Source organism: Pseudomonas sp. USTB-Z, assembly GCF_019691255.1.
GTDB classification, from domain to species: domain Bacteria; phylum Pseudomonadota; class Gammaproteobacteria; order Pseudomonadales; family Pseudomonadaceae; genus Aquipseudomonas; species Aquipseudomonas alloputida.
In genome coordinates this window covers 359,619-382,834 of record NZ_JAECZP010000002.1, presented here as the reverse complement: position 1 = coordinate 382,834, position 23,216 = coordinate 359,619, and the positions used below count along the sequence as shown (strand labels likewise).

The window sequence follows — 23,216 nt, the reverse complement described above, 5'->3', positions numbered from 1 at the left end:
CATGTATTCCTTCAGGGCCGCAGGTAGGTGGTCTTGACCACGGTGTAGAAGTCGCGAGCGTATTGCCCCTGTTCCCGGGGGCCGAAACTCGAGGCTTTGCGGCCCCCGAATGGCACGTGGTAGTCGGTCCCGGCGGTGGGCAGATTGACCATCACGCAGCCGGTCTGGGCGCGGCGCTTGAAGTGGCTGGCGTGGCGCAGCGACTGGGTGATGATCCCGGCTGTGAGGCCGTACTCGGTATCATTGAGCGTGGCCAGCGCCTCTTCAAAATCGCGCACGCGGATCACGCAGGCGATGGGGCCGAACACTTCCTCGCGGTTGATGCGCATGTCGTTGCGGCTGTTGATGAACAAGGCCGGGCGCATGTAGTAGCCATCGCAGGCCAATTGCAGGCGCTCGCCGCCTTCTATCAGGGTGGCGCCTTCGGCCTGGGCCAGTTGCAGGTAGGCCAGGTTCTGTTCCAGCTGGCGCGCGTCAGCGACCGGGCCGATCTGGACGCCAGCCTCCAGTGCATGGCCGACCTTGAGCTGGCGCATGCGCAGGCGCAGCGCCTCGACGAAGCGGTCGTGGATGCCGTCGCAGACGATCAGCCGTGATGACGCAGTGCATTTCTGCCCAGTGCCAAAGAAGGCCCCGTTGAGCGCGCATTCCACGGCCAGTTCGAGGTCGGCGTCGTCCATGACCACCAGGGCATTCTTGCTACCCATTTCCAGCTGGCAGCGCACCAGGTTACCGGCGGTGGCCACCGCTACGCGTCGGCCCGTCTGCAGAGAACCGGTGAACGTCAGGGCATCGATCTCGGCGGACTCGATCAGGGCCTCGCCGACGTCGGCACCGCTGCCCATCACCAGGTTGAAGGTACCGCTGGGCAGGCCCTGACGGCTGATGATCTCGGTGAGCGCCCAGGCACTGGCCGGCACCAGGTTGGCCGGCTTGAACACCACGGCGTTGCCGAAGGCCAAGGCCGGGGCGATTTTCCAGGCGGCGGTGGCCATGGGGAAGTTCCATGGGGTAATGATGCCCACCACACCCACCGGTTCGCGATGCACTTCGATGTCCACCCCTGGGCGCACCGAGGCGGCAGTCTCGCCCATCTGGCGCAGCACTTCGGCGGCGTAGTAATGGAAGAACTGGCCACTGCGGTTGACCTCGCCGATGCCTTCGGCCAAGGGTTTGCCTTCTTCTCGCGACAGCAGTTCGCCGAGTTCTTCCTTGCGGGCGATCAGCTCGTCGCCGATGGCCATCAGCACTTGCTGGCGGCTTTCCAGTCCACTGGCGGCCCACAGGGGTTGAGCGGCGCGGGCGGCCTGAATGGCCTGGCGGGCCTGTTCGGCGCTGGCCTGATGGTACTGGCCGATCAGGTCGCCAGTGTCCGAGGGGCTGTAGTTGCCCAAAGTGGCGTGGCCTTCACACCACTGGCCATCGATGTAGTTGTTGTAGGTCTTGTGTGACATGGATGAACGCCTCCGTTTGCATGGCATTCATCATGCGAGCAATATGCAGCAAATAAAAATTAATAAAAAAAATGCTTTGATAAGGAATGCTAACCATGTTGCCCGAGCTGAAAATCGCGCAGTTGCGTTACTTCGTACTGGTCGCCGAACACAAGAGTTTCCACGCGGCCGCCCGCCAGGCCTTTCGCACCCAGCCTGCGATATCCCTGGCCCTGCGTGAACTGGAGCAGAAGCTGGGGCAGGCACTGGTCGAAAAGGGCGGTGGCCGGGTAGAGCTGACGCCATATGGCGAGCATTGCCTCCCGTTGTTTCGTGGCTTGATCGAGCACCATGACCGTATTGCGCGTGAAGCCATGCTGTTTGCCCGGCATGAAATCGGCCAGGTCAGCATCGCCACCGTGCCTTCTGTGGCCAGCCGAATGCTGCCAGGGCCGCTGGCCCGCTTTGTGGCCGCGCACCCCAATGTGCAGGTCAGCATTCAGGACGGCACGGCCGAACGTGTGCAGCAGTTGCTCGCTCAAGGGCAGGTTGATTTCGGCATCAGCAGCCTGTGGGTGGACGATGACCAGCTCGAATTCGCCCCCATCGTGAATGATCAGGTTGGCGTGGTGTGCCGCAGCGACCACCCGCTGGCGCAGGCGGGGGGGCAGCTGCATTGGGCGCAGTTGCTGGGCGTGCCGATGATCCGCAACGGTACCTCGCAATTACTGGCGGGTACCGAGGCCGAGGGTTTGCTGGCCGATAGCCGGCTGTTCATTTCCAACATGATTTCGTTGATCGCCATGCTGGAGGAGGGGGTAGGGATCAGTACCTTGCCGTACCTCGCTTTTCCGCAGGAGAACGAAAAACTGGCGTTCGTGCCCCTTGTGGAGCCCAAGGTAGAACGGCACATCGGCATGCTCACCCGCAAAGGGCGCAGCTTGTCACCTGTGGCGGGGGCACTGATGGCGTTTCTGCAAGTGCAGTTGGCGAAGGCTGGCTGATTCGTTGGCGGTAGGGGCATGGCGCGCCATGGCCGGCACTGAGGTTCGCAAACGCACGCCCGGCTTTCAGAGAACCGGGCCTGAAGGCACGCTGACACCTGCCAGCGTGGTGAACGAAATATCCTTGGCCGTCAGCAGAAAATCACGCACGTACGGCACCTCCAGCATGTCACTGCGCAGTGCCGCATAGAGATTTGCCTGCAGGCCGTGTTCGCCAAGGCGCTTGGCAGTTACATAGCCGCGCGAACTGTATTCGTGCACGGCCCAGTTGGGCAGGCAACAGACGCCGCGCCCGGACGCAACCAGTTGCATCATCATCACGGTAAGTTCTGAGGTGCGGACCTGTGCGGGCTCGACGTCGGCGGGGTCTAGGAAGCGGGTGAAGATGTCCAGGCGGGGGCGTTCGATCGGGTAGGTGATCAGTGTCTGGGTGGCGATATCGGCGGGCTCCAGGTACGGCTTGTGGCGCAGGGCGTGGTGGTTGTCGATGGCCAGCAGCGCCTCGTAGCTGAACAGAGGCACGTAGCTGATACCCGGCAATGTCACCGGGTCGGAGGTGACCACCAGGTCCAGGTCGCCGCGCTCCAGGGCTGGCAGTGGCGCGAAGGAAAAACCGGAGGCGAGGTCCAGTTCCACCTCAGGCCAGGCGCCGCGGAACTCATCCACTGAAGGCATCAGCCACTGGTAGCAGCTGTGGCACTCGATGGCGATGTGCAACCGTCCGGCGCAGCCCCCGGCCAGCTTGCCCAGGTCCCGTTCGGTATTGCGGATCTGAGGCAGCACCTGATCGGCCAGCTGCAGCAGCTTCAGCCCGGCGCTGGTGAAGCGCACCGGCCTGGATTTGCGCACGAACAGTGGCATGCCGATGCGCTCTTCCATATCGCGGAACTGGTGCGACAGGGCTGATTGTGTCAGGTGCAGGCGCTCGGCGGCCTCGTGCAGGCTGTCGGTTTCACGCAGCGCGTGGAGGGTTCGCAGGTGGCGTAAATCGATCATGAGTAAAATGGCGGATCAACGCAGTAATGGCGGGTTTTCTTCACTGCAGCGTGATCCTGACAATTCCTTTGCTGGGTTTTCCGTGAGTGGGGTGAGGCTCAAGCCGCGTGAGGCGCGGCGAGGTTGCAGTACTGCCCCTTGAAATACAGCAGCGGCTGCGTGGCAGCAGTGGCCTGCAGGTTCAACGCTTTGACTTCGCCAATCACGATCAGGTGGTCCCCGGCGGCATGTTCGGCGTGAATTTCGCAATCAAGCCAATGCAGGCTGCCGGCAATGATCGGGTTGCCCAACGGCGATGCTTGCCATTCGACGCCGTGCCACTTGTTGGCGCCGCGCCGGGCAAACTGGTTGGAAACGCCGACCTGTTCACCTGACAGGATGTTGACCGTGAAGCGGCCAGCCTGGCGAATCTTCGGGTAGCTGGCCGAACGGGACATCACACTGAATGACACCAGCGGCGGGCTCATCGATACGCTGTAGAACGACTGGCAGGTGAAGCCGATCGGCTCACCTTCGTGGTGCGATGTAATCACCGTGATGCCGGATGCGTAGTGCCCGAGTGCCTGGCGAAAAGTCGACGGCTCGATCGCCGTACCGGAAAGCAACATGGTAGGTCCTGTGGCTGCATTGATTTCAGCGTGCGTTAGCGAGTTCCTGACGGACGATGGCTGCGCCTGCACTCAAGGCCTTGAGCTTGCCGCTGGCTACCTGGCGAGGCAGGGGCGCCATGCCGCAGTTGGTGCAAGGGTAGAGCTTGTCGGCATCGACGAATTGCAGTGCCTTGCGCAGGGTGGCGGCGACCTGTTCGGGTGTTTCAATGACATGAGTGGCCACATCGATGGCGCCGACCATGACTTTCTTGCCGCGAATCAGCTCGAGCAGGTCCATCGGAACATGCGAGTTATGGCATTCCAGCGAAATGATATCGATGCTGGACTGCTGCAGTTTGGGGAAGGCCTGTTCATATTGCCGCCATTCTGAACCGAGGGTCTTTTTCCAGTCGGTGTTCGCTTTGATGCCATAGCCATAGCAAATATGGACGGCCGTTTCGCACTTGAGGCCCTCGATGGCCCTTTCGAGGGTAGCCACGCCCCAGTCATTCACGTCGTCAAAGAAAACATTGAATGCCGGTTCGTCGAACTGAATGATGTCCACGCCCGCGGCTTCCAGTTCTCTGGCTTCCTGGTTGAGAATCTTGGCGAACTCCCAAGCCAGTTTCTCGCGGCTTTTGTTGTGGTTGTCATACAGTGTGTCGATCATGGTCATGGGGCCGGGCAGCGCCCACTTTATCGGCTGTGTGGTGTGCTGGCGGAGGAACTTGGCATCTTCGACAAACACCGGCTTTTGTCGAGCGACAGCACCCATAACCATTGGTACGCTTGCCTCGTAGCGGTCACGGATTCTGACGGTTTTCCGTTGCTCGAAATCAACGCCGCTGAGGTGCTCGATAAATGTGGTGACAAAGTGCTGGCGGGTTTGTTCACCGTCACTGACGATGTCGATACCGGCGTGTTGTTGTTCTTGCAAGGCCAGGCGCAAGGCATCCTGTTTGCCTTCGATCAGTTGCTCGTCTTGCAACTTCCACGGGGACCAGAGTGTTTCGGGTTGAGCAAGCCAGGCGGGTTTAGGCAGGCTGCCGGCCGTGGAGGTGGGTAGCAATGTGTTCATGAACAGTGACCTTGTGCTTTGAATGTTCAACGTGCGTATTGAGCGGACCATCGCGCCAGCGTGGCCTGGTAGGGTTTGACAAATTGCTCCTCGGCAAATTTGCCCTGCTCGATCGCCAGGCGGCTGCGCTCTTCCCGGTCGTAGACAATGCGCGTGAGCGAGTAGTCCTGGTTCTTCAGGCTGGGCTGGTAGGCCTTGCCTGCAGGAGAATTGGCGTTGTAGATCTCGGGTCGGTAGATTTTCTGGAAGGTGTCCATGGTGCTGATGGTGCTGATCAGTTCAAGGTCGGTGTAGTCAGCCAGCAAGTCGCCGGCAAAATAAAACGCCAACGGGGCGACGCTGTTCGGCGGCATGAAATAGCGCACCTTCAAGCCCATTTTCTTGAAGTATTCATCCGTCAGCGAGTACTCATCCTGCAGGTACTCAACACCTAGCACAGGGTGCTGATTTTCGGTGCGCAGGTAAGTCCTGCTGCTCGATACGCTCAGGCAGATAACCGGTGGTTTGCTGAAATGCTCCTGGTAGGTTTGCGAGTTGACGAAGCATTTGAACAGGTTGCCATGCAGCTCGCCGAAATGATCGGGTGTGCTGAAGGTCGACCGATGCTTGTTATGCTCCAGTAACAGCACGCTGAAGTCGTAATCGCGCACGTACGAAGAGAAGTTGTTGCCTACCATGCCTTCGAGGCGCGTATTGTTTTGGCGGTCGACAATATGGGTTTTCAATATCTCGATCAGCGGCAGTGCATGGCCGTGCTGCGCATTTTCAATATTCATTTCCACCGATATGATGTCCAGCTCTACGCGGTAGCGATCATGTTCGGGGTTGTCCCAGTGCGCCAGCGCGTTGAAACGGTTATTGATCATCGTCAAGGTATTGCGCAGGTTTTGCTGGCGGTTTGCACCCCGTGCCAAATTGGCGAAGTTGGTCGTGATGCGGGTGTTTTCGGCAGGGAGATAATGTTCGTCGAATGCAATGCGCTTGACGGTGAATGTTGGCGCTTTTTCCATGGTTATGGCTTCCAGGTGCCTGAGTGTGAGCAACTCAGTGCTTGTCAGTTGCGTAGGCTGAGTCGTTCACACCGTAATCTTGATGTGTTTGATTGAGGCGTATCCTAGGCGGGGCGCTGCATGAATGATATTGAAGTTATTTCACAGGTTTTTTAGCCCTGTTCATGATGCGTTGCCTGGACGACTGCGGCATCATGGCTGCCTGGCCTTCACCCCACCCAGGAGACAGCGATGATCAAAACCGGCGATCAACTGCCCGACGTTACCCTTTATCAATACAACAGCGACGCAGGCGCCTGCGCGATCGGCCCAATGGCCTTTTCCATTCGCGAGCGTTGCAAGCACAAGAAGGTGCTGATATTCGCGTTGCCGGGCGCGTTCACGCCGACGTGCTCTGAACGTCATGTTCCCGGTTATGTCGCGGCGGCCCCTGCGTTATTCGCGGCTGGCATTGACGAAATCCTGTGCGTCTCGGTGAACGATGCCTTTGTCATGAACGCCTGGGGCAACAGCATGCAGGTCGGGGATGCGGTCAAGATGATCGGCGATGGCAATGGCGAATTCAGCGAGGCGCTGGGCCTGACCCAGGACCTTTCGGCACGCGGTTTGGGGCGGCGCTCGCAGCGGTATGCAATGTTGGTCGATGACCAGGTAGTCCAGTACATCGCGGTTGAAAGCCCCGGCAAGTTCGAGGTCAGTGATGCGGCCAGCCTGCTGGCTGTGTTGCGCTAGCCATACCTTTCAGGCCTTGCCGACAACGGCTGTCAGGGCTGCCAGAACACTTTTCGAACCGGCCGCTAACAACAAGGTATAAACGGTTGAAACTTCACCAACTCAGGGCGCTGGTCGCCATTCATAACGCAGGCAGCATCCTCGAAGCCTCCAAGCTCATGCACATTACTCAGCCCGCGCTGAGCCGTTCGATCAAGGAGCTGGAGCGGGAGGTGGGGTTTACCCTGTTGCAGCGGTCGCACAAAGGCATGGCCCTTACCGAGGAAGGCAAGCGTGTCATCCGCCATGCCAACCTCGTGGTAGAGAGCATACGCCGCCTGCAGATCGAAGCGGCGAGCATTCAGGATGCGGCGCTGGGCGCCGTGTCGATCGGGGTTACGTCGTTGACGGCGATGCTCGATGGCGTCGATGAAAGTATCCTGGCCTTTCGGCGCAAGTACCCGCGGGTGAAGATCACCATCACCGACCTGCGTCCCAGCCAGATCCTGCAGCGCTTGCGCGATGGCAGCCTGGACTTTGCCATTACTTCGCAGCAACCGCTGAGTCGGCTGAGCCTGGACTGGGAGGCGCTGGGCAGTATCAAGGGCAGGGTGATTTGCCACGCCTCGAATCGGCAGAAGTTCAGCCAGTCACTGCGCACCTTGCAATACGCCCCCTGGATCAGCCTGGACGAGTTGTCGGACCAGGCTTCGCAGTTTCACCAACTGTTCGAAGCCAATGGCCTTCGGGTGCCACAGAACACCGTTGAATGCACTTCAGTGATGATGGCGCTAAAGCTGTTGAAGAACACGGAATCGTTGATGACCATCAGCGAGCTGGCGGTGGACCAAGGGTCTACCTACGGTATCGATTGCGAGTTCGTCGCCATGGCGGTGCAGGAGTTGATTCCGGATTACCCCATCAACCTGGTCTGCATTGACCGCCACAGCCTCACGGCGCCTGCCCAGGAGCTGTTCCACAGCTTGCGCGGGCAGGTGCTCAAGCAGACCCGACCCGTGGGGTCAGAAGTGGTAGTACATGCCTAGCGAGACGTTGCTTGGGTTATCGCCCGCCTGGTCCACCGGGGTCCCGGCGTAGGTGACCGACGAGGCGCGCTGGTTGGCGATCATGCCGAGGCGTCCATAGAGGGCCCAGCGAGGGTTGATGAAATGGTCATAGCCGATCATCACACCCCACGCGTCCTTGTCGCGGGCGCTGACCAGGCGTTGCATCACCGCCAGGCGCAGCACGTCCAGTTCGCCCACTGGCGCCATCATGCCGAAAGTGTACAGCGTGGTGCTGGGCGTGCCGGCCTGGTCCACATCCTGACGCTGCCAGGTGAGGCTGGTGGCCAGCGGGCCGAAATCGTAGAACGCCGACAGGCTCTTGAAATCGTTGGCGGTCTGGCGTGAAACGCCGCCGTCGTCCCACGGGTCGCTGTAGTAACGGTTGTAGGAGGCCAGCAACATCACCCGGCTGTTGCGGTACTGCAGCCGGGCGCCACCGCCACGCACGGTGCGCCCAGCGCTGGCGGCATCGTCGAAGCCGAAGCTCAGCGCGGTACCGAGGCTGAAGCCGCTGAAGGTCGGGCTGGTGTAGGCCAGGGTGTGCTTGGGGCGCAGGTCAAGGTAAAAGGCGCCCTTGCCGGCGGCAGGCAGGGCCAGGTAGGTGTAGGGCGAGCCATAGGTGGCCAGGAACGGGTCGGCGTAGGTGGGCGTGGCCATGCCGTAGGTCTTGCCGAACTCGAGCTTGCCCAGGGTGCGCGAGCGCAGGGCGACTGTCGCCAGGCGCAGGGTACCGACGGTGTCCCAGGTGCCCTCCAGGGCCTCGCCATTGAGGTTGAAACCCTCCTCGACGTCAAGCTCCACGACGGTATCGGGGTCAAGCGCCTTGCGTGCGTACAGCCCGAGCTTGTTGGTCCAGGCGCCGCCACCGGCCAGCCTGAAACCCGAGTGGTGCTGTGAGTCGTGATAGCTGGCGAATGCGTCCACGGTGCCGTACACCTTGAGCGTGTCATCGAAGCCGTAGTCCAGCCCGTAGTAACCAAAACCCGGCGCAATCCGCGCGAGCGTCGGAAAACCCTCTGCCTGTGCCTGCGCAGCAAGGCAAGCCCCTTGGATCATCAACAGCAACGACGTAATGCGAGTGTTCATTCACGACTCCAGGCCAGCACGGTGATGGGGTGGCTTTAGCGTCGGTGAACAGAACGTTGCAGCGTGATTGCTTATTCGGTCAGGTCATGCCGTTTGGTTAATCAGGGGCTGGCGCGGCGTGTGGATTGGCGAGCGCATCCGCGTTAGACAGGCTTGGTACCCGCGTCAACGCTGCGCTACGGATGCTGATCTGTGGGCGTTATTGGGGCCGCGCGCGGAGCGAGGGCGGACTGTGCGCCAGCTCAGGGCAATTTGGCCAACGATCGCGCCAGCTAATTAATCATTGGTTATCCCTATGCCGAAACTGCAAGTGTATTGGGTGCCCGATTGGCTGATATTCGCTGCACGCCGCGATTTGCCAACGGAGACAACAATGATCAGACCGCTACCCACATCGCCGAGCCTGCAAAAAGGTGCGCATTCAGCCGCGCAGGTATCGTCCTCCCGTAAAACCTTGGTCGCCTGCTCGTTGGGCAATGCGCTGGAAATGTACGACTTCACGATCTACAGCTTCTTCGCTGTACTGATCGGCAAGCACTTCTTCCCCTCCGACTCGGCCATGGCGTCGTTGTTGATGTCGCTGGCCACCTTTGGCGTCGGTTTCCTGATGCGCCCGGTCGGGGCGATGGTCATCGGCCGCTATGCTGACCGGCATGGACGCAAGGCCGCTTTGAGCCTGACCATCGGGCTGATGACCCTGGGCACCGCAATGATTGCCTTTGCGCCCACGTATTCACAGATCGGGATTTTCGCCACCTTGCTGCTGGTGACCGGCCGGCTCATCCAGGGCATGTCGGCAGGCGGGGAGATCGGTACCGCGTCGGTGTTCCTGATGGAATCCAGTGCAGTCGGCAATCGCTGCCAGAGCGTCAGCTGGCAGGCCGCCAGCCAAGGCTATGCCGCCTTGGTAGGGGCCGGCTTTGGCCTGGCCCTCAGCCAGTTGCTCGACCCCACGGCGCTGGAAAGCTGGGGATGGCGCATACCGTTCATCTTCGGCCTGCTGATCGGGCCGGTCGGTTGGTACATACGCACGCGGTTGCCGGAAACCCATGAGGCCGCACCGGCGCAGAAGGCAGAGCAGGGGCTGGATGCCGAACTGCTCAAACGCATCGCCCAAGGCATCGGCCTGATGGCCAGCTCGACCATTGGCATGTACCTGTTCGTGTTCTACATGCCGACCTACCTGACCACCGCCTTGCATTATCCACCCGGCAGCGCGATGGCGATTGCCTGCATCAGTAGCGGTTGCATGGCTGTCATCTGCCCGTTGGCCGGCAAATTCGCCGACAAGTATCAGCTCAGAAAACGCCTGCTGGTGTGGGCGGTCGCCGCGCCGGTGGTGTTGACCCTGCCCGTGTTCTATCTGCTTGGGCACGTGCAGCACATGGGCCTGGCCATGATGGGCGTGGCGATCCTGATCTTGCCGACCTGTATCGGTGCCGGTGCGTTCTTCGCGCTGATCATGGAGGGCTTCCCGAAGGCCAGGCGCTCGTTCGGCACCTCGGTCAGCTACAGCCTGGGTGTGACCCTGTTCGGTGGTTTTTCGCCGTTGGTGGCCACTTGGCTGATTGCAGCGCTGGGCACGCCGTTGGCGCCAGCTTACTTCTTGCTGGCCGGCGGCATCGTCAGCCTGGCCTGCCTCAGGTACTTCCCCGAAAACAAAGGATGCGAGTGATATGGGTATTTTGCAGAGCAATCAAACACGGGGCTCAGCTGCCGAGCTGAATGAGTTCGTCATGCTGCGCCGGCAGATCCACGCTGCGCCGGAAATTGGCGGCGACACCCCCGATACAGCGGCCCTGGTAGCCGACAAGCTGCAAGCGTTGGGCTATGAAGTGCATCGCAATGTAGGTGGGCATGGTGTGGTCGGCGTGCTGAAAGTGGGGGACAGCCCGCGCAGCATCGGTTTGCGTGCAGACATGGACGCACTGCCCATGGGCGAAAAGAATGCGTTTGCGCATGCCAGCAAGATCCCCGGCCGGATGCATGCCTGTGGCCATGACGGGCATACCGCGATCCTGCTGGCAGCCGCTGCGCAACTGGCGGCTACACGCCAGTTCAACGGGACGTTGAACGTGATATTCCAGCCCGACGAGGAAGGCCTGGCGGGGGCCAAGGCGATGATCGACGACGGCCTGTTCGAGCGTTTTCCGTGCGACTCGGTGTATGCGCTGCATAACATGCCCGGCCTGCCGGTGGGCACGTGCGTGGTGCAGGCGGGGCCCACCATGGCGTCTTCCGAACGCGTCAGCATTCGGATTACTGGCAAAGGCGGGCACGGTGCGATGCCGGAGCTGTCGGTAGACCCGGTGATGGCGTTGAACAGCCTGATCAGTGGCATCCAGACCATCAAGTCGCGCAACCTGAGCGTCGAGGACTACGCCGTGATCAGCATCGGCATGATCCAGGCCGGCACCGTCTACAACATCATCCCTGACGAGGCCTGCATGTTGCTGAGCGTGCGCACCGACACGGCCCAGACCCAGCAGAAGATCAACAGCCGCATTGACGCCCTGGCCAAGGGGCACGCAGAAAGCTATGGCGTGGAGATCGAGGTGCAATTCACCCAACTGGCGCCCGCCTTGTGCAACAGCGATCACGAAAGCGCGTTGCTGCGTGACAGCCTGAGGCCGTTGTTCGCCGACGGCGCGCTGCTGGACAAGATGCCGAAGAAGGTCATGGGCACCGAAGACTTTGCCTACATGTTACAGGCGCGGCCTGGCTGTTACTTCATGCTGGGCAATGGCACGGGCGAGTTCCATGGGTGCTCGGTGCATAACCCCCACTACGATTTCAATGATGCGTTGGTGAAAATTGGCGCTGATTGTTGGGTGAAGTGGGTTCAGGACTATCTGCGTTGACCCCTTTGTCGGGGCTTGCCGGGGCTTGCACAGCTCCGGCAAGTGCCGCCTTTGCCGTGGAGAATGCCCTGCGGTGCAGGGCACCGGCTTCGCCGGTGTTCGCGGGCAAGCCCACGGCTGCAGGCTGGACTGCCTTTTGACCCTGGGGCATCTGCGTCGAAATAGTCTACGCTTCCAGCCGAAGCGCATCGTGACAGGCTTCATCCCGTTATCGTCGCTCTGGCGATTCACACCGACGGACCAGGCTCGGTCCAAAGAGGGTGCTGCAATGGCGACTATCGACACCGAGAACCTTGCAAAGGGGCTGCAGCAGGTTGAAGCCTGCTGGCAGGCGTATACCTCCTCACAGCGACTTATTGAGGGCCTTGAAGGGTGCGACCTGAGCAGTGCCATTGAAACAGCCAACCGCGATTTCACCAGGTTTCAGAACCAGTGCCAGCTTTTTTATGCCGAAGTGCGCAAGAGGGCCGCGGATGCGGACAAGCTGGAGAGCGACATGGCACGGTATCCCCATTACTTTCAGTGATGCCTGATTGAACGTCGCGCTGTGCCTGGGTTCTGACAAGCAAAGGGTACAGCGAGGACGCTTTCATGAGCATCGAACGCAGCATTCCCGAGCTTGAAGCCTGGTACGCCCAGTACGACGACATCAGTTACCGGCGCGCGTCACCGGATGCCTACCACCATGAACTGCTTCGCACAGCCGAGGCCCTGCGCGACGATGGCGCCATCGACTGGGACGACTGGTTGGCGCTCAAGGCGCTGGCCGATGAAGCGCATATCCGCGCGCTGGAAGATGCCGTGCAGGCCCATGTGAGCGACCCGGACGCATGAAAGCGCTGAAGATTGCCACCTTCAACATCAATGGCATCCGCAGCCGTTTGCCGGCGCTGCTGGCCTGGCTGGAGCGGGAGCAGCCCGACATTGCCTGCCTGCAGGAGCTGAAGGCGGCCGATCAGCAGTTCCCTCGCGCGGAGCTGGAGGCAGCAGGCTATGGCAGCCTTCATCATGGGCAACCGTCATGGAACGGCGTGGCCATTCTGGTGCGGGGCAGTGATCCGCTTGAGGTTCGCCGCGGCTTGCCCGGCCTGGAAGAGGACAGCCAGAGCCGCTATCTGGAAGCGGCAGCACACGGGGTGTTGGTCGCTTGCCTCTACCTGCCGAACGGCAATCCGCAGCCCGGGCCCAAGTTCGATTACAAGCTGCACTGGTTCGAATGCCTGATCCAGCATGCGCGCAGCCTCTATGAAAGTGGCCACCCCACGCTGCTGGCAGGGGATTTCAATGTCGTGCCCACCGACATGGACATCTATAACCCGCGTTCCTGGCTGAAGGACGCACTGCTGCAGCCTGAGTCGCGAGCGTGTTACCAACGACTGCTTGATCAGGGCTGGCTCGATGCCATACGCCATCTGTACCCGGACGAGCGTGTCTACACCTTCTGGGACTATTTCCGTAACCACTGGGCCCGCAATGCCGGGTTGCGGATCGACCACCTGTTGCTCAACCCCGAGCTTGCGCCTTATCTGAAGCGGGCGGGTGTCGATGCGTGGGTGCGTAACGAGGCCAAGGCCAGCGACCATGCACCCGTCTGGATCGAGCTGGGCACGCGTCGTGCCCGGTCATAGTCAATTCAGCACATGAACGAGCGCCGGGCTGAGGCGTTGCGAGAGTAACCGACTTCAGATTGCATTCAGATTCGACCCCGATAATTTCCTCCGTCGCACCCAGGCGGGGAAATTTCATGACTCAGACTCATCAATGGCACAGTTTGCTTCCGTTACCCATCGGTAGCCATGCCGATCATCAGGCGCATCTTTCTCTTCACCTCAGCGGCGATCATGGGCGAGGCGAGCTGGAGCACTTCATACACGAGCGCTTTGCCAGTGTGCATCAGGCGGATGTGCAGCATTACCTGCCGGAGCTGCTTGCCTTGCAGGGTAGCCACGGTCGCCTGATTGCGGCGGCGGGCATGCGACCGGCCAGCGAGGGGCCGCTCTTTCTCGAGCGGTACCTGGACGAGCCTCTGGAATCCGCTGTTTCACGGGTAACCGGTGCCTCACCGGATCGCAACTGCATGGTAGAAGTAGGCAACTTGGCCTCACTCAGCGCCGGCAGCGCTCGAATAATGATCATCGCCGTGACGTGGTTGCTGGCGATGCGCGGTTTGGAGTGGGTCGCATTCACGGGCGCCGCGACACTGTTCAACAGTTTCCGGCGACTGGGGCTGGTGCCCACTGTGCTGGCCTCAGCGGATCCTGCGCGCTTGCAGGGCCAAGTCGACCAGTGGGGGACCTACTACGACCAGCGACCCCAGGTATTCGCCGGCAACATAGGCTTTGGCTTCGATGCCCTGAAGCAGGCGGGCATGTTCGAGCGGCTTGGGTTTCCCATGTTAGCCCTGGAGACCGGCCATGCGGCATGACCTGTCTGCCTTTCAGGCACTGTTGCGCCAGCACGCGCTGGAACATCCTGACGCCGTGGCCGTCCAGGGCGATGCGCAGCGTTACACCTACCGGCAACTGCTCGACGAAGTCGAATATCGTGCGGGCTGCCTGCGTAGCCAACCACCGGGAACCTTCGCCGTGGTGCTGGATAACGGGCCCGAGGCGCTATTCTGGGATTTGGCGGCACTGTTCGCCGAACGCGCCAGCGTGACAGTGCCTTCGTTTTTCAGCGCGACCCAGTTCCAGCACTGCTTGCAGCAAAGCGGGGTCACGGCGGTCGTGTGCGAGGCGCAGTGGGCCGAACAGCTCATGGCGCTTGGCTTTGACCTGCAGGCACCCGCTGGCGTCTGGCTGCGTGACAGTTTTATCGCCCCGGCGCTGCCTGAGGGCACTGCCAAGATCACTTACACCTCCGGTAGCACCGGCACGCCCAAAGGCGTGTGCCTGAGCGCTGAAACCCTGCTGCGTGTGGCGCATGAGCTGGAGGCCGCCAGCCGCCCAACCGAGCCGCAGCGATACCTGGCGGTATTGCCACTGGGTGTTCTGCTGGAAAACCTGGGCGTCTACGCCGCGCTCATGGCTGGCGCTTGTGTCCAGCTCTATCCGCAGCAGCAGTTGGGGATGGGAGGCGCGAGCCAGGTCGATTTCAAGCGCCTGCTGGGCGCAATCGCCCTCAGTGGTGCGCAGAGCCTGATCCTTGTGCCGCAACTGCTGATGGGGTTGGTGACAGCGATCGAACGCGGGCTGATGCGGGTCGGCCCTCTGCGTTTGGTGGCGGTAGGCGGTGCTCGGGTATCGCCAAGCCTGCTCGCGCGGGCCGAGGCGGTCGGTTTGCCAGTGTTCGAAGGTTACGGCTTGTCTGAGTGCGCCTCGGTAGTGGCGCTCAACCGCACAGGGGCTGTGCGCCCTGGGAGCGTCGGCAAGCCATTGCCGCATGTGCAGGTGCGCATTGCCGACGATGGCGAAGTTTTGGTGGCCGGCTCGATATTGCTGGGCTACCTGGGAGAGCCGCCGGTAACCGGGCAGTGGTGGGCAACAGGCGATGTAGGGCACCTCGATGAGGAGGGCTACCTCTACCTGGATGGCCGCAAGAAGCATCAGTTCATCACCAGCTTCGGGCGCAATGTCAACCCGGAGTGGGTAGAAGCCGAGCTGAGCCAAAGTGGCGTGATCGCCCAGGCTTTCGTGCATGGCGAGGCCTTGCCACGCAACCTTGCCTTGCTCTGGCCGCTGGATCCCGGCATCAGCGACGAGGCCATCGAACAGGCCGTACAGCAATGCAACGCGCGATTGCCCGATTACGCCAGGGTGCACGCCTGGCGCCGCTTGCCAGTGCCTCTGAGCACGCTTGACGAAACCCTGACTGCCAATGGCCGCCCGCGACGTGAGGCGATCTTGCAGCGTTACCACACCCTATTGTCCGACATCTCGTTGTGAGGTTCACAATGTCCTTTTTCGACACCCTGCAAGTACAAACCGCCCAAGAGCGTCAGGCGCTGTTCGCCGTACCGGTGATCCGCGAAGCGCTGGCCGGCCAGGTCAGCCTGGACAGCTACGTCGCCTTCCTGACCCAGGCCTATTACCACGTGCGCCATACCGTGCCGCTGATGATGGCCTGTGGGGCTCGATTGCCGCTGCGGCTGGAGTGGCTGCGCGGCGCGGTCTGCGAATACATTGAAGAGGAGTACGGCCACGAGCAGTGGATCCTCAACGACATCAAAGCGTGCGGCGGTGACTGGGAGGCCGTGCGCGATGGCCAGCCGGTGCAATCCATCGAGCTGATGGTCGCCTACCTGTACGACCTGATCGCCCGTGGCAACCCGGTCGGGTTGTTCGGCATGGTCAACGTGCTCGAAGGCACCAGCATCGCCCTGGCCACCCAGGCGGCGGGCGTTATCCAGAACACATTGGCACTGCCAGACCAGGCGTTCAGCTACCTCAGCTCGCACGGAGCGCTCGACCAGGAGCACATGGTGACCTACAAACAGTTGATGGACCGCCTCGACGATGCCGGAGACCAGCAGGCCGTTCTCCACGCGGCCAAGGTCGTCTACCGCTTGTACACCGAAATGTTCCAGGGCTTGCCGCGTGCCGGGCAGCAAGAGGTGCACCATGCGTTTGGCTGAGTCCGCGGTGATCCTCACCGGCGCCAGTGGGGGCATAGGCCTGGAGCTGGCTGAACAGCTCTGCGCTGCCGGTGCCCAGGTGTTGGCCGTCAGTCGGCATATGGGCAAGCTGGCTGGCCTGATGAACCGGTACCCTGATCGTCTGCGCTGGCAGGAGGCCGACCTGCGCAGCCCGTCAGGGCGCGAACATGTCATCGAGCGGGCACGCGAGATGGGGGCTGTCAATGTGCTGATCAACGCGGCTGGCGTGAATCGCTTCGCTTTGCTCGACCAGCTGGATGAGTATGCGCTGGATGAGCTATTGGACATCAACCTGAAGGCCCCCCTGCAGCTGACACGCGCCTGCCTGCCGTTGCTGCGCGCTCAGCCCAAGGCGTTGGTGGTCAATGTCGGGTCGACCTATGGCTCGATCGGCTACCCCGGCTACGCCACCTACTGCGCCAGCAAGTTTGCGCTGCGTGGTTTTTCGGAAGCGCTGCGCCGCGAGTTGGCCGACACCACAGTGAACGTGCTGTATGCCGCCCCCCGGGCGACCCGCACAACGATGAACAGCAGCGCTGCGACTGCGCTCAATCAAGCGCTGAAAGTTGGCATGGACGACCCGGCGGACGTCGCCCGTGCTGTGCTCCAGGCGGTGCAATCCGAGCGCACCGAGCTTTATCTGGGGTGGCCGGAAAAGCTCTTCGTGCGTATCAACGGCATGTTGCCGGGCATGGTCGATCGCGCACTGCGCAAGCAATTGCCAGTCATTCGCCGCTATATCGGTAGCCACTCCAAGGAGTCGAACAAATGAAGCGTCTGTTCATTGCCAGCTTGCTGGCATTTGCACCCTTCACCTGGGCATTGGACCAGGCAGGCAGCCAGCGCCTGAGTGATCTGCAGCAGCGCTGGGCGCAGATTCAGTACCAAATGCCCAAGGACAAGCGTGCCGACGCTTTCGAAAAGCTGGCCGGCGAAGCAACAACGTTTGTTCGTCAGTATCCCGGCACACCTGAACCCTTGATCTGGGAGGGCATCATCAACAGCAGTTGGGCGGGGGCGACGGGTGGCCTCGGTGCACTGGGCAAGGTCAAGGCGGCGAAAGCCAGCCTGGAGCAGGCCATGAAGCTGGACCCCAACGCTCTGCAAGGTTCGGCCTACACCAGCCTGGGCACGCTGTATGATCAGGTGCCCGGCTGGCCTATCGGTTTCGGTGATGCCGAAATGGCCGACAAGATGCTGCGCAAAGCCCTGCAGATCAACCCCAACGGTATCGACAGCAACTATTTCTGGGCTGATCATCTGTATCGGCAAAAGCGCTACCCTGAAGCTACCGCAGCCCTGCAGAAAGCCTTGCAGGCACCGCCCCGGCCGGGGCGTGAGTTGGCTGACCAGGGCCGGCGTGCCGATATCGATGCTTTACTCAAGGCCATCAAGGACAAACAGGACTGAACATGCGGCTGTTGCTGGTTGAGGATGACATTGCACTGGGGGAAGGGATCTGCGATGGCCTGCGCCAGGAGGGGTACACCCTCGACTGGTTGCGTGACGGTGTCAGTGGCTTGCATGCGCTGCAGCACGAGACCTTCGACCTGCTGATCCTGGACCTTGGATTACCCCGTATGGATGGCATTGAGCTACTCAGGCGATTACGCGCCGGCGGCGACAGCTTGCCGGTGCTGATCCTCACCGCGCGGGATGCCCTCGATGATCGCATTGCCGGCCTGGATGCCGGTGCCGATGACTACCTGGTCAAGCCTTTCGACCTCAACGAGCTCAAGGCACGCTTGCGTGCCTTGCTGCGGCGCAGCGTCGGGCGCGCCAAGGTACTGATCGAGCATGCCGGGGTCAGCCTGGACCCGACCACCCAGCAAGTGCATTACAACGGCGTCGACGTTGTGCTCACCCCCAAGGAGTACGTGCTGTTGCATGAGTTGCTGGCACATCCCGGCAAGGTATTCACGCGTGAGCGCCTCACTCAACTGCTGTATGGCTGGGATGAAGAGCCGGAGAGCAACACGCTGGAGGTGAACATCTACCATCTGCGCAAGAAGCTGTTCAACGGCCTGATTCGCACGGTGCGCGGCATTGGCTATCTGGTCGAGGTCAAGGCATGAGCTCGCTACGCCAGCGTACGCTGTGGCGCGTGATGCTCTTGCTGCTACTGGGCACCGGCCTGCTCGCGCTCTATAACTACCATGACAGCAGCCACGAAATTAACGAGGTGTATGACGCGCACCTGGCCCAGAACGCGCGTTTGCTGCAAGGCGTCATGAGCATGCCGGTACAAGAGGGCTCGCGTGAGGCGCTGTATCAGGCCTTCAACGATGCCTTGGGCAAAGCGGGGCGGCACCAGGTGGGGCACCCTTACGAAAGCAAGCTGGCATTCCAGGTCTGGGGTGAAGGCATGGCGTTGCTGGTGCATACACCCAGTGCGCCGCCCATTGACCCACCACCCACTGCTCCAGGGTTCTACGACTTTTCCAGTGGCGGTGAACAATGGCGCGGGTTCGTTTTGCCGGTGCCGGAAAAGCACTGGCTTATCTGGGTGGGTGAGCGTGATGATGTGCGCTACGACCTGATCGACCGCATCGTTCGCCACACGCTGTTCCCGTTCCTGCTTGGCAGCCTGGCGTTGGCACTGCTGGTGTGGGCTGCGATCGGCTGGGGGCTGCGGCCACTGCAGAACATGGCCAATGTCATCCGCAGGCGCCATGCCGATTCGCTGGAGCCGCTGCAACTGGTACCGCTTCCCACTGAACTGGAGCCCATGCAGGCGGCCATCAATCGCTTGCTGGCGCAGATCGACGATCTGCTGCGGCGTGAGCATCGCTTCATTGCCGATGCTGCCCACGAAATGCGTACGCCTCTTGCCGTACTGCGGCTGCACGCGCAGAACGCGCTGGCCGCCAGCAATGATGCCGAGCGCCAGAAAGCCCTGGGCTTTCTTGTGGGCGGGGTCGATCGGCTGACACGGGTGGTCAACCAATTGCTGACATTGGCCCGCGTCGAGCCAAGACTGGGGCAGCGAGCCAGCACCCGGATCGACCTGGCCGAGGTCGTCACCGAAACCCTGGCTGAACTCACCCCATGGATACTGGACCGTGGCCTGGAACCCTCGCTGGACATTGACGAAGGGGACCACCACCTGCAGATCGACGCCGGCGCGCTGGGCATTGCGCTACAGAACCTGGTGTCCAACGCGGTAGAACACTCACCGCCTGGGGGGCGCATCGCCGTGTCACTGCGGCGTCTGGACAGCAGCATAGAACTGGTCGTCGAGGATGAAGGGACGGGTATCGATGAGGAGAGCCTGTCCCGTGTATTCGAGCGCTTTTACAGCCGAAACAGCCCAAATGGTGCTGGCCTCGGGCTGTCCATCGTCGCGACCATCATCGACCGTATGGGGGGGCAGGTACGCCTTGAAAACAGAGCGGGCAGCGGGCTGGCCGCTACCTTGTCGTTTCCACTGTCTTGAATCACCTTTGCTTCAGATGGATCGCTGATTGACCCGCTCAGACAGCTGCTCGGCGCTTTCCTTGCGCTCTGAATAGCGATCGACCAGGAATGCCTGGCGGTCGCGCAGCAGCACGGTAAACTTCACCAGCTCCTCCATGACATCAACCAGGCGATCGTAGTACGGCGATGGCTTCATCCGCCCGGTGTCGTCGAACTCCAGATAAGCCTTGGGTACCGAAGACTGGTTCGGGATGGTGAACATCCGCATCCAGCGGCCCAGCACGCGCAACTGGTTGACCACGTTGAACGACTGCGAGCCGCCGCACACCTGCATCACGGCCAGGGTCTTGCCTTGGGTGGGACGCAATGCCCCCAGCGCCAAGGGAATCCAGTCGATCTGTGCCTTGAACACCGCCGACATCGCCCCATGGCGCTCCGGCGAGCACCACACCTGGCCTTCTGACCACTGCACCAGTTCACGCAGCTCCTGCACCTTGGGATGCTCCACGGGTACATCGTCAGGCAGCGGCAGACCCGACGGGTCGAAGGTGCGGGTTTCGGCACCGAAGTGCTCCAGTAGGCGTGCGGCTTCTTCTACCAGCAAGCGACTGAAGGCGCGTTCTCGGGTAGACCCATACAGCAGCAGGATGCGTGGTTTGTGTTCGCAGGTCGGGGTTGCCGAAGGCGGCAGGTCGAACAGCGTGAGGTCGAGGTTAGGCAGTTGCTCGGACATGTTTTCTTCCTGTTCAAAGCGAGCCGATGCGATCCAGCGCGTGCTTGAGCTGCTCGCGGTCGAGGTGATCGAACGGCAGCGCGAAGAAGGCCTGGCAGCGAGACTCGATGCGGGCCAGTGTGGCCCGGAACGCCGCATCGACCGATGCTTCGTCACCCACGACATCGGAGGGGTCTTCCAGCCCCCAATGCGACTTCAGCGCAGGGCCGAAATACACCGGGCAGGCTTCGCCCGCTGCCTTGTCGCAGACGGTAATGACGATGTCGGGTGGGTTGCCCTCGAACGCATCGTTGCCTTTGCTGCTCAAGCCCTGGGTCGAGATATTGGCCTGCTGCAACGTGCTCAGGCTGCGTGGCAGCACCTGGCCCTTGGGGAAACTGCCAGCGCTGACTGCCTCGAAACCGGGCGGTGCCAGGTGGTTGAACATTGCTTCGGAAAGGATGCTGCGGCAGCTGTTGGCCGTGCACATGAACAGGACTCGCATGGAGGGCTCCTCCGCTGGGGGGCGAACGTCAGAGGCTCAGGCGCAGTGCCAGAGCAGAAAGGGTGATCAGCAAAACCGGTACGGTGAGCAGCAGGCCGACCTTGAAGTAGTAGCCCCAGGTGATACGCATGCCTTTACGCGCCAGCACATGCAGCCAAAGCAGTGTGGCGAGGCTGCCAATCGGGGTGATCTTCGGGCCGAGGTCGCAGCCAATGACGTTGGCGTAGATCATCGCCTCACGTACCACGCCCTCTGCGCCGCTGGCCTGGATCGACAAGGCGCCGATCAGCACGCTGGGCATGTTGTTCATGACTGAGGACAGCAGCGCGGAGATCAACCCGGTGCCAATGGCCGCGCTCCACAGGCCCTGCTCGGCAAGCCTGTCCAGCAGGTGGGTGAGCATGTCCGTGAGGCCGGCGTTCTTCAGGCCGTACACCACCAGATACATGCCCAGAGAAAAAATCACCACCTGCCACGGCGCTTCCCGCAGCACGCGACGGGTTGAGATGCGGTGACCGCGAGCGGCCACGGCAAAGAGGATTGCGGCACAGACGGCGGCCACCGCACTGATCGGGATGCCCAGAGGTTCCAGTACGAACAGGCCTGCAAGCAACACCAGCAGCACCCACCAACCGACTTTGAAGGTAGCGTGGTCATGAATTGCCTCGCTCGGCGCCTTCAGCGCATCGAGCGCGTACTGCCTGGGGATATCACGACGGAAGTACAGAAACAGCACCAGCAGGGTGGCCGCCACGCTGGCGATATTCACCGGCACCATCACCGATGCGTATTCGGCGAAGCCCAGGCCGAAGTAGTCGGCCGAGACGATATTGACCAGGTTGGAGACCACCAGCGGCAGGCTGGCCGTGTCGGCAATGAAGCCTGCGGCCATGACAAAGGCCAGTGTCGCTGCAGGTGAGAAGCGCAGCGCGAGCAGCATCGACATGACGATGGGGGTGAGGATCAGCGCCGCACCGTCGTTGGCGAACAGCGCCGATACAGCGGCGCCGAGCAGTACGCAGAAGGCGAACAGGCGGTAGCCGCTGCCGTTTGCCCAACGCGCCACATGCAATGCGGCCCATTCGAAGAAACCTGCCTCGTCCAGCAGCAAGCTGATGATGATGACCGCGATGAACGTGGCGGTGGCGTTCCAGACAATGGCCCATACGGCAGGGATGTCATGCAGCGAAACGGCGCCTGTAGCCAGGGCGATGATGGCGCCTAGCGCGGCGCTCCAGCCAACACCGAGCCCCTTGGGCTGCCAGATGACCAGTATGAGGGTGAAGACGAAGACAGCAATGGCGGGCAGCATGAAAATCTCGCTTGGTGATGATCAGCAGCAGACGGAATCACGCACGGGGCGACCGTCCATGTTCTTCAGCCGAAGGGCATTGTCAGCCAGCCATTGCGAATTGGCGTGCAAGGTGACCTGAAGCATTTCGTGAACCCAGCAAGGCAGTTCCGGATTCAGGCGGTAATACACCCATTGGCCCTGACGGCGGTCCAGCAGCATGCCATTGCTGCGCAGTTGTGCCAGATGGCGACTGATCTTGGGTTGGCTGTCGTCCAGCGCGCACATCAGTTCGCAGACGCACAGTTCGCCCAGGCTGGCGATAAGCAGCGTGGCGCGAGCGCGGGTTTCGTCAGAGAGGCTCTTGAAGACATCGGGCGGTGTGATCATGGGGGTGCCTGTACATACGGAAAGCCGAATATACGTATTTCCATATGTTCGAGCAAGCATTCCTGGGCTTGTGCGCTTGCAGCTCACCATGGCCACGCCCTTCGGTCGACAAAAGCAGGGTTTTGGCAGGCTTCAGACGCTGATGGCACTGCAGGGTGTATAGTGCTTGCTCGGGTGACTGTCGTTCAGTGGCTCATAACCGAGAGGCCAACATGTCCCAGACGTACCCCAGCGCGGCCCAAAAAGCCCATGTGCGCATCTGCGAGCAGGTCGAGGCCTTCCTTCAGCATGGCGGCCGCATTCAGCAGGTAGCGATCGGTGTCACCGGCTACGCTGAAGGTGTTTCCAGGGCGCAGTGGAAAAAAGGGCGCACTGCAAAGCCTTGAGGATGTCGGCAGTGCGCCTTTGTGGTGCTCGGCGTCCCAAACATTGACCCATGGCGCCAGGCCGGTCGCACCTGAACCGGCCTGG

26 protein-coding genes are annotated in these 23,216 nt (G+C 61.4%); 16 read left to right on the top strand and 10 right to left on the bottom strand.

The window, feature by feature from the left end; all coding sequences use genetic code 11:
- Positions 1-11 precede the first annotated feature (11 nt).
- Entirely contained in the window at positions 12-1,454 is a 1,443-nt protein-coding gene (locus I8746_RS03780; RefSeq protein WP_014756330.1) for an aldehyde dehydrogenase family protein, read from the bottom strand.
- Positions 1,455-1,549: 95 nt separating this feature from the next.
- Between I8746_RS03780 and I8746_RS03775 the strand changes: the two genes are divergently transcribed.
- On the top strand, positions 1,550-2,437 hold the full coding sequence (locus I8746_RS03775) for a LysR family transcriptional regulator (RefSeq protein ID WP_014860458.1): 888 nt from the start codon (positions 1,550-1,552) through the stop codon (positions 2,435-2,437).
- 66 nt (positions 2,438-2,503) lie between these two features.
- On the opposite strand, the gene I8746_RS03770 is transcribed toward I8746_RS03775, so the two are convergent.
- The 4 genes from I8746_RS03770 to I8746_RS03755 form a co-directional block, all read right to left on the bottom strand.
- Complete coding sequence (locus tag I8746_RS03770; RefSeq protein WP_221100167.1) at positions 2,504-3,433, bottom strand: LysR family transcriptional regulator; 930 nt, start codon at positions 3,431-3,433, stop codon at positions 2,504-2,506.
- Between the two features lie 98 nt (positions 3,434-3,531).
- Positions 3,532-4,041: a flavin reductase family protein gene (locus I8746_RS03765; protein ID WP_088512297.1), complete on the bottom strand. Its 510-nt coding sequence runs from the start codon at positions 4,039-4,041 to the stop codon at positions 3,532-3,534.
- Between the two features lie 25 nt (positions 4,042-4,066).
- The gene (locus I8746_RS03760; RefSeq protein ID WP_221100166.1) at positions 4,067-5,101 is read right to left on the bottom strand and encodes a methionine synthase; all 1,035 of its coding nucleotides are present in this window, start codon (positions 5,099-5,101) and stop codon (positions 4,067-4,069) included.
- 26 nt (positions 5,102-5,127) lie between these two features.
- Positions 5,128-6,111: a DUF1852 domain-containing protein gene (locus tag I8746_RS03755; RefSeq protein ID WP_012052752.1), complete on the bottom strand. Its 984-nt coding sequence runs from the start codon at positions 6,109-6,111 to the stop codon at positions 5,128-5,130.
- A gap of 231 nt (positions 6,112-6,342) precedes the next feature.
- On the opposite strand from I8746_RS03755, the gene I8746_RS03750 reads away from it, so the two are divergent.
- Together I8746_RS03750 and I8746_RS03745 are read left to right on the top strand one after the other, a co-directional pair.
- Positions 6,343-6,843: a peroxiredoxin gene (locus I8746_RS03750; RefSeq protein WP_012052751.1), complete on the top strand. Its 501-nt coding sequence runs from the start codon at positions 6,343-6,345 to the stop codon at positions 6,841-6,843.
- An 86-nt stretch (positions 6,844-6,929) separates the two neighbouring features.
- Positions 6,930-7,868 carry a LysR family transcriptional regulator gene (locus I8746_RS03745; protein WP_004576494.1) on the top strand — a complete coding sequence of 313 codons (939 nt, stop codon included), beginning with the start codon at positions 6,930-6,932 and terminating at the stop codon, positions 7,866-7,868.
- Here I8746_RS03745 and I8746_RS03740 read toward each other — a convergent pair.
- Positions 7,845-8,975 (bottom strand): porin, encoded by a 1,131-nt coding sequence (locus I8746_RS03740; protein ID WP_221100165.1) that lies wholly within the window; start codon positions 8,973-8,975, stop codon positions 7,845-7,847. The two genes, I8746_RS03745 and I8746_RS03740, sit on opposite strands and share 24 nt — an antisense overlap.
- Before the next feature lie 373 nt (positions 8,976-9,348).
- Here I8746_RS03740 and I8746_RS03735 point away from each other — a divergent pair, with 373 nt between their 5' ends.
- The 12 genes from I8746_RS03735 (at position 9,349) to I8746_RS03680 (ending at position 19,866) form a co-directional block, all read left to right on the top strand.
- A complete protein-coding gene (locus I8746_RS03735; RefSeq protein WP_221100164.1) occupies positions 9,349-10,650 on the top strand; it encodes an MFS transporter in 1,302 nt (433 codons plus the stop codon).
- Between the two features lies 1 nt (position 10,651).
- Positions 10,652-11,836: a M20 aminoacylase family protein gene (locus I8746_RS03730; RefSeq protein WP_012052748.1), complete on the top strand. Its 1,185-nt coding sequence runs from the start codon at positions 10,652-10,654 to the stop codon at positions 11,834-11,836.
- A 268-nt stretch (positions 11,837-12,104) separates the two neighbouring features.
- Positions 12,105-12,362, top strand: coding sequence for a hypothetical protein (locus I8746_RS03725; protein ID WP_014756338.1), 258 nt, complete (start codon positions 12,105-12,107; stop codon positions 12,360-12,362).
- A 65-nt stretch (positions 12,363-12,427) separates the two neighbouring features.
- Positions 12,428-12,670 carry a hypothetical protein gene (locus I8746_RS03720; protein ID WP_012052746.1) on the top strand — a complete coding sequence of 81 codons (243 nt, stop codon included), beginning with the start codon at positions 12,428-12,430 and terminating at the stop codon, positions 12,668-12,670.
- Entirely contained in the window at positions 12,667-13,464 is a 798-nt protein-coding gene (gene xth, locus I8746_RS03715) for an exodeoxyribonuclease III (protein ID WP_012052745.1), read from the top strand. Before I8746_RS03720 ends, xth begins: the two co-directional genes overlap by 4 nt.
- Positions 13,465-13,580: 116 nt before the next feature.
- Positions 13,581-14,261, top strand: coding sequence for a thermostable hemolysin (locus I8746_RS03710; RefSeq protein WP_161773677.1), 681 nt, complete (start codon positions 13,581-13,583; stop codon positions 14,259-14,261).
- Entirely contained in the window at positions 14,251-15,720 is a 1,470-nt protein-coding gene (locus I8746_RS03705) for an AMP-binding protein (RefSeq protein WP_012052743.1), read from the top strand. Before I8746_RS03710 ends, I8746_RS03705 begins: the two co-directional genes overlap by 11 nt.
- An 8-nt stretch (positions 15,721-15,728) precedes the next feature.
- Positions 15,729-16,409 (top strand): TenA family transcriptional regulator, encoded by a 681-nt coding sequence (locus I8746_RS03700; protein WP_003254035.1) that lies wholly within the window; start codon positions 15,729-15,731, stop codon positions 16,407-16,409.
- Positions 16,396-17,202 carry an SDR family oxidoreductase gene (locus I8746_RS03695; protein WP_012052742.1) on the top strand — a complete coding sequence of 269 codons (807 nt, stop codon included), beginning with the start codon at positions 16,396-16,398 and terminating at the stop codon, positions 17,200-17,202. The genes I8746_RS03700 and I8746_RS03695 overlap by 14 nt, the downstream gene beginning before the upstream one ends.
- A complete protein-coding gene (locus I8746_RS03690; protein ID WP_012052741.1) occupies positions 17,199-17,840 on the top strand; it encodes a hypothetical protein in 642 nt (213 codons plus the stop codon). Before I8746_RS03695 ends, I8746_RS03690 begins: the two co-directional genes overlap by 4 nt.
- A gap of 2 nt (positions 17,841-17,842) precedes the next feature.
- The gene (locus I8746_RS03685; protein ID WP_012052740.1) at positions 17,843-18,505 is read left to right on the top strand and encodes a response regulator; all 663 of its coding nucleotides are present in this window, start codon (positions 17,843-17,845) and stop codon (positions 18,503-18,505) included.
- Positions 18,502-19,866 carry a HAMP domain-containing sensor histidine kinase gene (locus I8746_RS03680; protein ID WP_012052739.1) on the top strand — a complete coding sequence of 455 codons (1,365 nt, stop codon included), beginning with the start codon at positions 18,502-18,504 and terminating at the stop codon, positions 19,864-19,866. Before I8746_RS03685 ends, I8746_RS03680 begins: the two co-directional genes overlap by 4 nt.
- Positions 19,867-19,878: 12 nt before the next feature.
- Here the strand turns inward: I8746_RS03680 and arsH are convergent, their stop codons facing one another.
- The 4 genes from arsH to I8746_RS03660 are packed head-to-tail and all read right to left on the bottom strand — an operon-like array spanning position 19,879 to position 22,745.
- The gene (arsH, locus tag I8746_RS03675; protein WP_012052738.1) at positions 19,879-20,580 is read right to left on the bottom strand and encodes an arsenical resistance protein ArsH; all 702 of its coding nucleotides are present in this window, start codon (positions 20,578-20,580) and stop codon (positions 19,879-19,881) included.
- 13 nt (positions 20,581-20,593) lie between these two features.
- On the bottom strand, positions 20,594-21,064 hold the full coding sequence (locus tag I8746_RS03670; RefSeq protein WP_012052737.1) for an arsenate reductase ArsC: 471 nt from the start codon (positions 21,062-21,064) through the stop codon (positions 20,594-20,596).
- A 28-nt stretch (positions 21,065-21,092) separates the two neighbouring features.
- Positions 21,093-22,376 carry an arsenic transporter gene (locus I8746_RS03665; RefSeq protein WP_019751182.1) on the bottom strand — a complete coding sequence of 428 codons (1,284 nt, stop codon included), beginning with the start codon at positions 22,374-22,376 and terminating at the stop codon, positions 21,093-21,095.
- A 21-nt stretch (positions 22,377-22,397) separates the two neighbouring features.
- Entirely contained in the window at positions 22,398-22,745 is a 348-nt protein-coding gene (locus tag I8746_RS03660) for a metalloregulator ArsR/SmtB family transcription factor (RefSeq protein ID WP_221100163.1), read from the bottom strand.
- A gap of 212 nt (positions 22,746-22,957) precedes the next feature.
- Between I8746_RS03660 and I8746_RS27450 the strand changes: the two genes are divergently transcribed.
- Positions 22,958-23,131: a hypothetical protein gene (locus I8746_RS27450; RefSeq protein WP_017147688.1), complete on the top strand. Its 174-nt coding sequence runs from the start codon at positions 22,958-22,960 to the stop codon at positions 23,129-23,131.
- Positions 23,132-23,216 lie beyond the last annotated feature (85 nt).

What these genes read in the sequence shown, in the direction of transcription:
- I8746_RS03780 (WP_014756330.1), bottom strand. Translation starts at nt 1,454, where the DNA reads ATGTCACACAAGACCTACAACAACTACATCGATGGCCAGTGGTGTGAA.
- I8746_RS03775 (WP_014860458.1), top strand. Translation starts at nt 1,550, where the DNA reads ATGTTGCCCGAGCTGAAAATCGCGCAGTTGCGTTACTTCGTACTGGTC.
- I8746_RS03770 (WP_221100167.1), bottom strand. Translation starts at nt 3,433, where the DNA reads ATGATCGATTTACGCCACCTGCGAACCCTCCACGCGCTGCGTGAAACC.
- I8746_RS03765 (WP_088512297.1), bottom strand. Translation starts at nt 4,041, where the DNA reads ATGTTGCTTTCCGGTACGGCGATCGAGCCGTCGACTTTTCGCCAGGCA.
- I8746_RS03760 (WP_221100166.1), bottom strand. Translation starts at nt 5,101, where the DNA reads ATGAACACATTGCTACCCACCTCCACGGCCGGCAGCCTGCCTAAACCC.
- I8746_RS03755 (WP_012052752.1), bottom strand. Translation starts at nt 6,111, where the DNA reads ATGGAAAAAGCGCCAACATTCACCGTCAAGCGCATTGCATTCGACGAA.
- I8746_RS03750 (WP_012052751.1), top strand. Translation starts at nt 6,343, where the DNA reads ATGATCAAAACCGGCGATCAACTGCCCGACGTTACCCTTTATCAATAC.
- I8746_RS03740 (WP_221100165.1), bottom strand. Translation starts at nt 8,975, where the DNA reads ATGAACACTCGCATTACGTCGTTGCTGTTGATGATCCAAGGGGCTTGC.
- I8746_RS03735 (WP_221100164.1), top strand. Translation starts at nt 9,349, where the DNA reads ATGATCAGACCGCTACCCACATCGCCGAGCCTGCAAAAAGGTGCGCAT.
- I8746_RS03730 (WP_012052748.1), top strand. Translation starts at nt 10,652, where the DNA reads ATGGGTATTTTGCAGAGCAATCAAACACGGGGCTCAGCTGCCGAGCTG.
- I8746_RS03725 (WP_014756338.1), top strand. Translation starts at nt 12,105, where the DNA reads ATGGCGACTATCGACACCGAGAACCTTGCAAAGGGGCTGCAGCAGGTT.
- I8746_RS03720 (WP_012052746.1), top strand. Translation starts at nt 12,428, where the DNA reads ATGAGCATCGAACGCAGCATTCCCGAGCTTGAAGCCTGGTACGCCCAG.
- xth (WP_012052745.1), top strand. Translation starts at nt 12,667, where the DNA reads ATGAAAGCGCTGAAGATTGCCACCTTCAACATCAATGGCATCCGCAGC.
- I8746_RS03710 (WP_161773677.1), top strand. Translation starts at nt 13,581, where the DNA reads ATGACTCAGACTCATCAATGGCACAGTTTGCTTCCGTTACCCATCGGT.
- I8746_RS03705 (WP_012052743.1), top strand. Translation starts at nt 14,251, where the DNA reads ATGCGGCATGACCTGTCTGCCTTTCAGGCACTGTTGCGCCAGCACGCG.
- I8746_RS03700 (WP_003254035.1), top strand. Translation starts at nt 15,729, where the DNA reads ATGTCCTTTTTCGACACCCTGCAAGTACAAACCGCCCAAGAGCGTCAG.
- I8746_RS03695 (WP_012052742.1), top strand. Translation starts at nt 16,396, where the DNA reads ATGCGTTTGGCTGAGTCCGCGGTGATCCTCACCGGCGCCAGTGGGGGC.
- I8746_RS03690 (WP_012052741.1), top strand. Translation starts at nt 17,199, where the DNA reads ATGAAGCGTCTGTTCATTGCCAGCTTGCTGGCATTTGCACCCTTCACC.
- I8746_RS03685 (WP_012052740.1), top strand. Translation starts at nt 17,843, where the DNA reads ATGCGGCTGTTGCTGGTTGAGGATGACATTGCACTGGGGGAAGGGATC.
- I8746_RS03680 (WP_012052739.1), top strand. Translation starts at nt 18,502, where the DNA reads ATGAGCTCGCTACGCCAGCGTACGCTGTGGCGCGTGATGCTCTTGCTG.
- arsH (WP_012052738.1), bottom strand. Translation starts at nt 20,580, where the DNA reads ATGTCCGAGCAACTGCCTAACCTCGACCTCACGCTGTTCGACCTGCCG.
- I8746_RS03670 (WP_012052737.1), bottom strand. Translation starts at nt 21,064, where the DNA reads ATGCGAGTCCTGTTCATGTGCACGGCCAACAGCTGCCGCAGCATCCTT.
- I8746_RS03665 (WP_019751182.1), bottom strand. Translation starts at nt 22,376, where the DNA reads ATGCTGCCCGCCATTGCTGTCTTCGTCTTCACCCTCATACTGGTCATC.
- I8746_RS03660 (WP_221100163.1), bottom strand. Translation starts at nt 22,745, where the DNA reads ATGATCACACCGCCCGATGTCTTCAAGAGCCTCTCTGACGAAACCCGC.
- I8746_RS27450 (WP_017147688.1), top strand. Translation starts at nt 22,958, where the DNA reads ATGTCCCAGACGTACCCCAGCGCGGCCCAAAAAGCCCATGTGCGCATC.